The organism is Paenibacillus sp. FSL E2-8871 (assembly GCF_038000345.1).
Taxonomy (GTDB): Bacteria; Bacillota; Bacilli; order Paenibacillales; family Paenibacillaceae; genus Paenibacillus_AQ.
Genome location: NZ_JBBOBV010000001.1, coordinates 954,874 through 966,909 on the forward strand (window position 1 = coordinate 954,874; position 12,036 = coordinate 966,909).

Genomic DNA, 12,036 nt, shown 5'->3' on the forward strand with positions numbered 1-12,036 from the left:
GGAGGACATGAATATGAAAAAGGAAAACCAATTGTTGAACATCGGCGTATTAGGTTGCGGTCAGATTTCACAAGCGGCGCATTTTGACTCTATAAGGCGTTCACGTAATGCTCACCTTTATGCAATATGCGATGTAGATGAATACTTGCTCCAAAGAATGAATGCTATCTATGAACCTGACAAGATATATACGGATTATGAACAAATGCTGGCGGACTCGAGCGTACATGCTGTAGTTATTGGGATTGCCGATCAATTTCATGTGGAGGCAGCTAAACAAGCCGTGCGTGCAGGTAAACATGTCTTGGTAGAAAAACCTCTAGGTGTATCCATCGAAGAAGTGGAAGAATTAAAAGAGCTTGTGGATCGTACCGATCTCAAAGTGCAAGTGGGGAATATGAAGAGATTTGACCCCGGTATAGTAGCAGCTAAAGAGTTTGTGGATCATGAAATGGGTGAGATTATTGGCCTAAAAGCTTGGTATTGTGATTCCACCTATCGATATACCGTTACTGAGAATGTTCAGCCAGTGATTATATCCGGTGAAAATATAAAGAGACCTGCTGGAGATCCAAAAGCGAACAAGGAACGCTATTATATTTTAGGTCATGGAAGCCATTTGTTCGATACCGCAAGATATCTAGGTGGAAATATTGTAAGTGTGAAAGCATGGAATACGCAAAAGTTCGGTGCCTATTGTTGGTTTATTACTGCGGAGTTTGAAAGCGGCTTTGTAGCTCAATTGGATTTGACCATTGCGGTTCGGATGGATTGGCATGAAGGATTCCAAATTTATGGTGAATTCGGATCCGTAGTAGGAAAGACATACAACCCGTGGACATTAAAATCAAGCGATGTAGAAATTTTCAAAGTTAGTGATAACAGCTACCATAGACCGCTTGGAGCAGATGGTCATTTTTATAGATTGCAGATTGAAGGGTTGGCAGATTCAGTTCTGCATAATAAGCCAGGTGTAGGTGCAACGATTGAAGATGGGATTGCTACGATGAGAGCGATGCTCGCTGTTGAAGAATCGGTGAAGACCGGAAATACGATTTATCTAAGTGACGTTTCTGGTCCTTTGTAAAGGAGGGGAGAATATGCCTTACTTTATCTACGAGCACATTCGATTTTATTATGAAGATGATGGAGGGGATGGAGAGCCTTTTATATTTCTACATGGTCTGGGCGGTGACGTTAATCAAACTTTCGGTTTAATGAAGCAAACAGATCACATACGAAGGATCTCACTAGATTTTAGAGGTCATGGAAAGACTGTAGCGTTTGGACATGCGGATGATTTTTCTTTTAAACAATTCGCCGAAGATGTGATGGCTTTAACGAAACACCTTCATATCCGTTCATTTAATATTGGAGGGATTTCCACAGGTGCTGGAGTGTCGCTTCATTTGGCATTGAGGTACCCGGGTAACGTTAAGAAGCTTATTTTGTCACGTCCAGCCTGGAAGGATAAGCCGCAAGAGGTGTTGATTCGTGAAGCCTACGCCAAAGTTCATGATGTACTGCAGGATACAGATCCTCTGACCGCTCAATATAGATACGAAAATTCAGAGGTCTATAAATCCATAAATTCAATATCTACTTATGCGGGTGAATCCCTATTAGGGCGGTTTAAATATCCTTATGTAAAAGAAACCTCGATGAAGTTTGTGAAGCTGCCAATGGATTGTCCTAATCTTGATCGTGAGGCTTGGAAGAACTTAAAGCTGCCCACATTGATCCTTGCTAGTCAACTTGATCCAATTCATCCATACGCCTACGGACGATTACTCTCAGAATATATCCCAAACGCTCAATTTATTGAGATTACTTCAAAAACGATCAGTAATAAGCAACATAATCAAGATTCTTATGAGGCTATTGAGAACTTTTTAAATGAAAGATGAGCACAAGCTTCAAAGGTGTTCATCTTTTTTTGTACAAATTTAGAAAGTATCTATACTGTAATTACGTTAACGCCGAGTTTGTTATATGTATCAACAATTTTATTGTCTACTGTACCTTCAGTGATTAAATAGTCTAACGCGGATACCTTGGCTACAAAAAAAGTGGATATTTTCTCCAGCTTTTCTTTCGTAGCTATGGCGATAACCATGGAAGATTGTTCAAAAAGTTGATTCTTAATGATGGATTCCTCATAAGAGGGAACAGTTATGCCCACCTTTGAATCCAGCGTGGATACGCCAAGGATTGTTAGATCCAAATGGATTTGCTGTATCGCTCTAAGCGTTGCGGCTCCGAATAACACTTGGTTCTTTTTATCGAGGTCGCCACCTAACAAGGTTACACTAGCTTTGGACAATCGGCACAGCGATAATGCAATAGAGGGGGAGTTGGTAATAATTCTTCCATCAAAATGCTCAGGGATGTTCTCGGCTACTTTTAAATTTGTGGACCCTCCATCAATAAAAATAACCTTTGCATTCTCAATAAGTGTGCAAGCTCGTTTAGCTAAGTCAGCTTTGGTCTGGCTATTAAATTCTACACGTGAATTGAAATCTTTCATGTCATTAATAAGGCTATGAGCACCACCATGAATTCGTTTGAGAAGTCCCAGCTTCGACAAGCTTTGTAAATCTTTTCGTATGGTATCTTCTGTTACATTTAATTCCTGTGTTAATTCTTGGACAACGACGCGGCCTTCGGTCTCTACTTTTTTTAGGATATACGCCTGTCTGTCAGCTTTTAGCACTGATCCACCTCTTTTCACAAAATGCTCTAAAGGTTGTACTTAACGTTACTATTTTACTACATATGAAATGAATTTGAAAAAAATCAATCGTTTTTACGTTCAACTCCGTCTTACTTATAGATATATGAGGTGGATGCATCTTCCTGATAGAAGATAGAGGGGGTGGTGGAAGGTGGAAAACACAATGGATGAAGTCAGAATGGTAGATTTTGCGCAAATGGATGAAGAAGCTTTTTTTAGTCGTTTGTATGTGGAGCATCGAAAAATGTACGCTATTGCCTACAGTTATCTGCGAACAGAGGCAGACACGCTGGAAGTGATCCAAGAAGCGTCATGCAGGGCATGGATGAAACGCAAAAAATTAAAGGATGAACAGTCCTTCACACCTTGGCTGATCCGAATAACGATCAATTGCTGCATGGATGAGCTACGGCGCAAAAAGCGTGTGATTGTAGCGGAGAAGATGGTGGAGGAAGCGGCACAGGAAATGAAGAGTAATGACCGAATTGATCTGGAGCGTGCGATGAATCGGATAAAACCTAAATACCGGCATGTTGTAACGCTTAAATACTACCATGACATGACCACTGTCGAAATTGCCAAAGTGTTAAAAAGACCAGAAGGTACCATTAAGACTTGGCTGCGCGAGGGACTCAAACAGCTTAGGAGCTATTTATAGCAATATTGGAGGTGAACGGAATGACAGAAAAAGAAGAACGTATTCTACATAAGAACATCGATGAAGTGCAACAAAATGTCGAAGCAATACAGGAGATGAAAATTTACAACGCCATGAGAAAAGGAATAGCAAAAGGGAAAAAGCAAGAGAAACGGCGCATTTATACTGCAGGAATGGGTATCGTTGCAGCTGCAGCGGTTGCGTTACTGGTTACATATTCAACAATTGGATTACCGAATAAGGGAGCGTCACAACCTTCAGTACAGTCGGCCAGTACTAAAAACACGGATAATTTCAAAGCTTATCGCTCGTTCTCAAGGTTAGAGCCTGCATTAGCCAGTGCCCTTGAGCAGAATCTCGTTGTGCCGGTCGGTCAAAGTGCGGAAAACAAGGGTTACCGAATAGATGTGACAGGTGCCGTTACAGATGGACGGAAGGTTTATGTTTTATACAGTGTTCAGAACAATACGGACGAAGTAGTTATACACGCGGATTTTGAGCTTCAATTTGAAGGGATACAGGAGTCGCCTCTTCACGAAGGTGCATCATTAAGTATGCTCGCTAGTGAGAGCCGAATTCAACCCGGACAGTCTATGGATTTTATATACTCCACTAATCTTTCACCATCTGTAAAATATCCAAAGAAAGTCAACTATAATATAATTCTTACCGAAACTTCAGATAAGGCTCTCCTATCCAGTAGTAATAAGTATCGGACTAGCCTAGATGTTGCTTTCGATCTTGATCCTGACATGCTCAAAGCACAGGAACGTATGCTGGATACAGACGGAACACTGACAGTGGATGGGCAAAAGATTAGAGTGAATCAAGTGCAGTATACTCCGCTTAGCACCTATGTGGATCTGGAGTATAATCAAAACAATGATAAACAAATTTTTCAATTAATTAATCCAGTACTGATTACTAAAAAAGGGGACACAGTTGAGAAGTTGTATTACCCCGATATCATTAATTCTGACAATTCCGAAGTCTACTCAGACAACTCCAGGTTCACGTTAGTGTTCAAGAATAGTAAGGGCAGCCAGCAGCCGGATTCTGTGACGTTGAAAGCATTCGGAATTTCGGCAGTCGAAAAGGATCAAATGAAAATTGTCGTGGATCTTAACAAATATCAGCTTATTGAAGCGCCCGGAACTGGACTTGAGTTAGTCACGCCAACGCCAGAGAATAATGTAGAGGAAGGAGAAATCCTCCTAAGACGTAATCTTGAGAATGCTCAATATTTAGAAGGCTCTACTAGACTTGCTGAGACTTTTACTGACGCAAAAGGGAAGGTACATAATAGAGCAACTTCCACAAGCAGCTTCAGCAGCTATACGACTTCTAAGGATGGGTCAGCCGTGAACGAGTTTGGATATAATTTTGGTGCGGAAGCGAAGAACTATCCTCAGCCATTAACGATAACGTTAGAGAAATATACAAATCCAATTATGGATACGCAGGCTGTGGAGTTGTACTCGAAGAATTAGAAAGCAATGAATCATTAAACAAAAGATTGAATTTTATATTAACTCATTAGCCGTTGATAATTCTATCAACGGTTTTTTTGTGACCCCACATCTTCATTCTTTGAAATTTAAGAAATACTTAATATATACCGTACTTCTTTTTAAAAAGTTTTACTTATTCTAAGTACATGAAGGAGGTTACTGAAAGAATGATAAACCCAATTATGAAGAAATGGTTCCGAAAGGATGTCTCAGCGGCAATAATGTTCCTGGCACCAAGCGGTATCGGATTCGCGATGTTTTACCTTATACCGTTTGTTATGGGAGTATTCTATTCTTTTATGGACAGCACGATAGAGGGCCACTTTGTAGGGTTTGATAATTACCGAGAGCTGCTAGATAGCGATTCTTTCCGTAAAGCAGCATCTAATACATTTTATTTTAGCGTGATAAGTGTTCCACTAATGCTTGTGCTCTCGTTAGGATTAGCAATGCTATTGAATAAAAATACATATCTTCGGAATTGGCTGAGGACTGGATACGTGTTGCCGCTTGTCGTACCTGTCGCCTCCATCATTCTGATCTGGCAGATGCTCTTCGATTGGAATGGCTCGTTTAACGCCTGGCTGAACAACTTCGGTATCGATCGTGTGGATTGGATGAAGACGGATGCAGCTAGAAATGTAATCATTGTTGTTTATTTATGGAAGAACATCGGTTATAACGTGATTTTATTCTTGGCGGGATTGCAGCAAATTCCAAAGGATTATTATGAAACGGCTCAAATTGAAGGTGCTGGACGATTACGGCAGTTTCGCAGTATTACGCTTGTCTATCTAACCTCTTCGATGTTTTTTGTGGTCATCATGTCGATCATTAATTCATTCAAAGTGTTTCGAGAAACGTACTTGATCGCAGGCGAGTATCCGCATGACAGTATCTATATGCTGCAGCATTATATGAACAATATGTTCATGTCGCTCGATGTTCAGAAGCTGACTGCTGCGGCGACCTTAATGTTTGGTTGTATTTTATTGATCGTGTTGGGATTGTTTGCATTTGAACGGAGGCATAGACAATTCATGGAATAGGGGTGAAAAGGTTGTGCCAGTTGTCAAAGTGTTGCGAAAAGGGACATTAACATTCGTCATGGCTATTATTGCAGTCTTGTTATTATTCCCAATTGTGATCACATTCACAAATTCTCTTATGACAGAGAAAGAAATTGAGATCAATTATGGACCTATCGGGCAGATGAATGAGGTGATTGAAGGGAGAGAAGATCCTTTTGTAAATTTAAAATTGCTGCCGGATCAAGTGTCCTTGGACCAGTATACTAAGGTTCTCCTAGACAACCCTAAATATCTGACGATGTTCTGGAACTCAGTATTCATGGTTGTGCCCATCATTGCAGGGCAAACATTGGTAGCAGCACTCGCTGCCTATGCTTTCTCGAAGCTGAAATTCCGGGGACGAGATCCTTTGTTTCTTATTTATGTCCTAACGATGCTTATGCCTTTCCAAGTGACGCTAGTACCGAACTATATTATGGCGGATAAGCTAGGAATATTAGATAGTTCATATGCAATTATATTGCCTGGAATTTTCGCAGCTTTTGGTGTGTTTATGCTCAGACAGTTCATGCTAGATATACCGTATGCGTATATCGAAGCAAGCAAAATGGATGGTGCTGGACATTTTCTGATCTTCTACAAGATTATTATTCCGATGATTAAACCTGGTCTGGCAGCACTCGTCATATTATTGTTCGTGGATTATTGGAATATGGTAGAGCAGCCCCTTATTTTTCTAAATGATCCGTTTAAGCAGCCATTGTCAGTCTTTTTATCGAGGATCAATGAAGGCGAGAGAGGAATTGCTTTTGCTGCATCCATACTTTATATGGCTCCGATGGTGATGCTGTTTCTGTATGCGGAATCGTATTTTATTGAAGGCGTTCAATTGTCTGGTATCAAAGGTTGATTGGAGGAGAATGACGGGATATGGAGTTAGGTATAGAGTCGACTGATCGTAGGCGTAAACGAAATATTCAAGTCGTCTTCATGGTTTTTATGGGATTATTGTTGTTTTTTACATTGTTCAGTAACACAATACAATCTTTGACCTTGCCGAAAGTTAGAACCGAAAAACCAACAAAGGGAAATCTTTTATTTACGATTGAAGGTAGTGGGATCTTGGAGCCACTTGCTGAAGTTAAACTTTCGAATACTTCCGGACTAAAGGTCGAACAAATTCTAGTGAAAGAAGGAGAACGTGTAAAAAAGGGACAAAAGCTTATTATCTATGAGAGCAAAACGGCTGAGCAAGAATTGAAAGATGAAATAACAAATTTAGAAAAGCAGAAAATTGATCAACAGAATAGGCAAGATCAGTACATCCAATCCGCGCTGGAGGAGGATGAATTCAAAATCAGAAATGCAAGACGTGATATCGAAAAAGGTAAATTAGATATCTTAGCTCAGGAAAATAAGATTAGCGGGCTAAGAAATCGTCTAACAACTGAAAAACAACTATTTTCTCCTTTCGATGGTCTGATTTCAAAACTGAATGCCGTCGAAGGGTTAGCTTCAATGGGAGAACCGGATGTAATTGTATCCAACAGTAGTCGGGGTTACAGATTGGATATTATTATGGATTCCGTGCATTTGTCCAATTTAGAGATTTCTGCTGGAGAAAAGATAGAGGTTGAGGTTGATATGAATCATGGACAAGAAGCCCGGACCCTAAACGGCTCCATTGAAGAAATTTCGAATTCAGAGTCACGTACTGATAGCCCCTCTAGTAATGAGACCGGGAAGACTCAAACCATTCCTCAAAAGAATCTGAGAATAAAAGTCGTTGATCCAGAACTTAAAGGAGGTGAACAGGCTCGGATCAAAATCGAAAAACATTCACTCCAAGAGGGATTACTCCTATCCAATGAAGCTATTCATGAGGATCGCGAAGGTTTGTTTATCTATAAAGTTGACGAGCAGCGGGGGGCACTAGGCAATGTCTTTGTCGCTCAAAAAGTTCGTATTCACTCCAGTGAAAAAAACGAGAAAGAAACGATGATTCAATCGGATATTCTCTATGAGGAGGATTCAATTATTCTGGAAAGTAATGAACCTCTTGAAGATGGGAACCGAGTTCGACTGCAATAAGAAATCATATAAACGAGAAAATAGGAGGAGGAAATCAAATGATTAAAAGGTCTATTTTTGTTCTATTAATGGGTGCTTTGATAATGACAACGGCATGTAATTCCGGAGGTAATGAGAAAGTGGAAAGCAAGGGGGAAACGACAACTGAAGAGGGAAAGACAATCTTGACTCTATCCCTAGCAGAATCGAGTGCATTCTATCAGGCGTTAGAAAAAAAGTTTGAAGCGAAATACCCGGATATCGACCTACAAATTAAGGCATATAAAGAAGTAGGAAATGAGTGGGGAGAGAATGGTTATGTAGAATATAAAAAAACAACGAATACAGCCCTACTCTCTGGAAAAGGTGCAGATATTTTTGATGTAAGCGCCTTTTCAATCAATGATTATGTGAGTAAAAAGTTGCTTGTGAACATGAATGATATATTTGAACACGATAAAACGGTAAATAAGAGTGATTTAGAAATGAATGTTTTGGACGCAATGAAGGTAAACGACGGCCTATATTTCATTCCTACCGGGTTCGCTTTTAGAGCGTTCATAGGTGATGGGAATATGATTAAGAACTCTAATGTGAAGATTGACGATAAGAAGTGGAATTGGAAAGAGTTTGGAGAGCTATCGAAGGAAATTATACAACAGGCTGGGAAGGACGGTAAAAACAAACTGTATGCCTTAACGGATTACCCAGCGGAAATGACACTCCAAGAAATGGCTATTGATAATTATAATTTGTTTGTTGATAGTGAAGCGAAACAAGCGAAGTTCGACTCGCCTGATTTTGTGGAGCTGTTGGAACAAGTCAAGAAAATGTATAAAGAACAAGTTTTGACTGCGGAGCCAGCGGAGATAGGTAATCAGCTATTTAACTCCATCGTTATATGGTCACCAACAGACTTTATCGATGGTCCATATTCTTACTTTGAAAATCCGGTGTACCTTCAAAAGCCACATGCAGGTCAGACTGGTGGTATGAGAATCATTCCTTCATCTTCGCTCGCCATACAAGCCAATACTCCGGTGAAGGAAGAAGCTTATAAGTTTATGACATTCTTGTTATCTGAAGAAGCACAGTCATTGCAAGATAGAGAAGGATTCTCTTTGCTCCAATCCGTGAACGATAAGAATTTAAACGATATACAGGAAAAGATGAAAAGTGGAGCATATAAGCTTCCAACCGGAAAAGCAGCTAAGGTTTCTGATGAAGAATTTACTAAGTTTAAAGAAATCATTCATACAGTAGATCAATATGCAGAACTGAATACTAAAGTGCTTTCTATTATTGGAGAGGAGTCCTTATCATTCTTCAGTGGACAAAAATCTGCGGAAGCTGTTGCAAAGCTGATCCAGAATCGAGTAACAATCGTTCTAAACGAATAGATGTATTAAACAGGATTTTGTATAAGGAGGGGGACTCATGCACAAATCACTAAAGACATATGCTGTAGTTCTGCTCAGCGCAATGCTATTAAGCCAACCTTTTGCAAACAGCACATATGCAGCATCGACAAGTGCTTCAGCTACAGCGATATACACGCTGGACAAACTTGGTACGATCGCTTTAAAAAACAATGTCAACGTGAAGCTAATAGATATGGATATTATTGAGCAACCGAGCGGCAATATACTTATATACACACTTAGTTATAGCAATGGTAGCAGCAATAGTGTAGCTCACGTTGATTATTTCTCAAGGGTTACTACAACTGGGGGGGGTGTCATTCAAGGCAAACCTGTCACGAGAGATGTCACCAAAAAAAACATCCCTCCAAAGAGTAGCCAAATTGTAACTTACTATGTGAATATTGGACAGTCTACTAAATTGAACGGCACTAAAGTGACCCTATTGAAGTGGGATTTCAGTAGCCAGGATTATCAGAAAAAGCTAGGCGAATTCGCCATTCCGGCAAGTTATTCAGTTGTCGTTCCACAAGGCCAGAGCAAGAAGCTCACGATGGATAATCTGCTAGTAAACATCAAAGCGGAAAGTCTACAAAGGCTTAAAAGAAATGGAAAAGTATATATGAGAGTAGGCGTTAGTTTCACGAATTTGGGTAAAAAAGTGCTAAACGGCTCCACTTATATTGCTTACCTGAAATCAGCCGGTGGCTCGGTGTTCCAACTTAAGCAGGAGGATGCCAGAAGCAGTATCAATGTACAGTCCCAAGAGAAGAAGACGGTTTACTATTTAACAGAAGTTCCTTCCTATATGAAGACTGAACATATGATATTGCAATTTGCACAAGAAGATGAAACTTTGAAAATAATGCTACCTGTTAAATCGTTTAAGCTTCCTGCATTAACAACTGTCGACTTTGCTGTGGCTAATTATGCTGTTAAGAAGATTTCTGTTAAGAATAATACGGTTGAAACGCAATTGAAGAGTGCTTCCGTATATTCTGAGAATGACTCCGCGAAATGGAATCTTCAATTCCGTCTTAAGAATCTTGGGAATAAACCTATCACTCTACCTGCATACGAGCTTACGGTTAAAGCTGCTGAAGGATTTAGTATTCCAGTAGATTCAAAAGCACTTGCGAATGTAACCTTGAAACCGCTGGAAGAGAAGATTGTCAGTCTCAGGGCGGATGTGCCATTAATACTTAATCAAGGTACCTTAATGCTAGAGTGGACGGAACCTGCTGTTGATGACAAGGTTATTTTCCCAACTGCGCTGTATAACATACCTTATGCTCTAGAAAACAATAATCTGATAGGACAAGGGTATTCGGTCGAGAATAGGTATGGGAAATTCATGGTGAAACTTGGATCCTATCAGCGTTTGCCTTGGGATGATGGTGATCAAATCGTAACTACTATCAGCATCCGTAACACCGGCTTATCCTCAGTACAGCTACCTTCTTTAAAAGCTATAGTTAAAGCAGGAATGAGTGATCTTAGCAGTACAGCCCAGATCGTGACCACAAATACACAATCGATGCTTGCTCCTAATGAAGCGACAGAGATCTATGTGATAGCGAGAGTTCCATATACTTATAGTTTCAATCAGCTAAAGATAGTGTTGCAAGACACCTCCGGAGATGAAGTCACGAAGTTTCTCTCTATGAATACAAATTCGCTAAATAATGTGATCAATACGATTGCTGCAGGTGAATCTTACCAAGTGAACTCGTTAGGCAGAAAAGCAAAAGTTCGCGAGCGTCGGACAACCACTTATAATGAAAACAGTTCTAGCCTGATCTATACGGAACTGGAAATGATTAACGAAGAACCACGCCAGTCGAAACAGGCACAGCTTGTGGCTTATTACAAAACATCTGACAATCAATTTTTCAAGGCGATGGTTAGCCAATCGACAACTCCAACTAACCCAAATGGTAAAAACCTGGTTACAATCTGGAGTAAACTTCCGCAAGGGGTGAATACGTCTGAGCTTGTGCTTTATATTGGGGAAGGGGTTGCTGACGGTAAGCTTACAGATTTAGGGGGAACATCCACTGGATTTATCAATAGTGTTAAATTAGCACTTACCCCTATGACAGCAATCTCACAGAATAATCTAACAAGTGTCGATCTATTCCCTTACAACCTTTCGGTTGCAAATGCAGTGGGTACGATTACTGAAGAGAAAGGTACATTAGATATTGTTATGAAGTATAGCTTATTCGAAAAAGACGCTTTTGAAGTAGGTGCCTATGAGCATAAGCTAGTCTTAGAAATTATTGACCCTTACGGACAATCCATGGAGAAGACTTTGCAACTGGGGTCTGATTTGCCAATGGGTAAGAATAAATCATACTCAATCTCATTTAATAGTAACTTCCACAAAATATTAAGGGGAGGAAGCATTCGTATAAATCTATATGATGAATTTCAGGGTCATAGGATGTTGTTAGGGAGTCAGTCTTACCCATTAAATTACGTTTCATCTGAACCGAGAACAACTAAAAACACTGACAATTAAAATTGTAGTGAGCTGGGTTAAGAACCAAGTCAAATGTGTTGGCATAATTGCCAGCACTTTTTTTATTTCTCGCCTATACTTATGAAC

Annotated in this window: 10 protein-coding genes; 9 read left to right on the forward strand and 1 reads right to left on the reverse strand. The window is 40.0% G+C overall.

Annotation, left to right across the window (positions count from 1 at the left end; genetic code table 11):
• Positions 1-13 precede the first annotated feature (13 nt).
• Both NYE25_RS04570 and NYE25_RS04575 read left to right on the forward strand, forming a co-directional pair.
• A complete protein-coding gene (locus tag NYE25_RS04570) occupies positions 14-1,087 on the forward strand; it encodes a Gfo/Idh/MocA family protein (RefSeq protein ID WP_341145233.1) in 1,074 nt (357 codons plus the stop codon).
• A gap of 13 nt (positions 1,088-1,100) precedes the next feature.
• Positions 1,101-1,907, forward strand: coding sequence for an alpha/beta fold hydrolase (locus NYE25_RS04575; RefSeq protein ID WP_341145234.1), 807 nt, complete (start codon positions 1,101-1,103; stop codon positions 1,905-1,907).
• Between the two features lie 50 nt (positions 1,908-1,957).
• On the opposite strand, the gene NYE25_RS04580 is transcribed toward NYE25_RS04575, so the two are convergent.
• Positions 1,958-2,713: a DeoR/GlpR family DNA-binding transcription regulator gene (locus NYE25_RS04580; RefSeq protein ID WP_042188080.1), complete on the reverse strand. Its 756-nt coding sequence runs from the start codon at positions 2,711-2,713 to the stop codon at positions 1,958-1,960.
• 184 nt (positions 2,714-2,897) lie between these two features.
• On the opposite strand from NYE25_RS04580, the gene NYE25_RS04585 reads away from it, so the two are divergent.
• From NYE25_RS04585 to NYE25_RS04615, 7 genes are all read left to right on the forward strand, one after another.
• Positions 2,898-3,392: an RNA polymerase sigma factor gene (locus NYE25_RS04585; protein ID WP_341054752.1), complete on the forward strand. Its 495-nt coding sequence runs from the start codon at positions 2,898-2,900 to the stop codon at positions 3,390-3,392.
• 20 nt (positions 3,393-3,412) lie between these two features.
• Entirely contained in the window at positions 3,413-4,882 is a 1,470-nt protein-coding gene (locus NYE25_RS04590; protein ID WP_341145235.1) for a DUF4179 domain-containing protein, read from the forward strand.
• Between the two features lie 203 nt (positions 4,883-5,085).
• Positions 5,086-5,952, forward strand: coding sequence for a carbohydrate ABC transporter permease (locus NYE25_RS04595; RefSeq protein ID WP_341147682.1), 867 nt, complete (start codon positions 5,086-5,088; stop codon positions 5,950-5,952).
• Between the two features lie 58 nt (positions 5,953-6,010).
• Positions 6,011-6,844: a carbohydrate ABC transporter permease gene (locus tag NYE25_RS04600; RefSeq protein ID WP_375105398.1), complete on the forward strand. Its 834-nt coding sequence runs from the start codon at positions 6,011-6,013 to the stop codon at positions 6,842-6,844.
• A gap of 20 nt (positions 6,845-6,864) precedes the next feature.
• Positions 6,865-8,025 (forward strand): efflux RND transporter periplasmic adaptor subunit, encoded by a 1,161-nt coding sequence (locus tag NYE25_RS04605; protein WP_341145236.1) that lies wholly within the window; start codon positions 6,865-6,867, stop codon positions 8,023-8,025.
• Between the two features lie 38 nt (positions 8,026-8,063).
• Positions 8,064-9,404 carry an ABC transporter substrate-binding protein gene (locus NYE25_RS04610; RefSeq protein ID WP_341145237.1) on the forward strand — a complete coding sequence of 447 codons (1,341 nt, stop codon included), beginning with the start codon at positions 8,064-8,066 and terminating at the stop codon, positions 9,402-9,404.
• Positions 9,405-9,441: 37 nt separating this feature from the next.
• Positions 9,442-11,949, forward strand: coding sequence for a hypothetical protein (locus NYE25_RS04615; protein WP_341145238.1), 2,508 nt, complete (start codon positions 9,442-9,444; stop codon positions 11,947-11,949).
• The last annotated feature ends 87 nt before the right edge of the window (positions 11,950-12,036 follow it).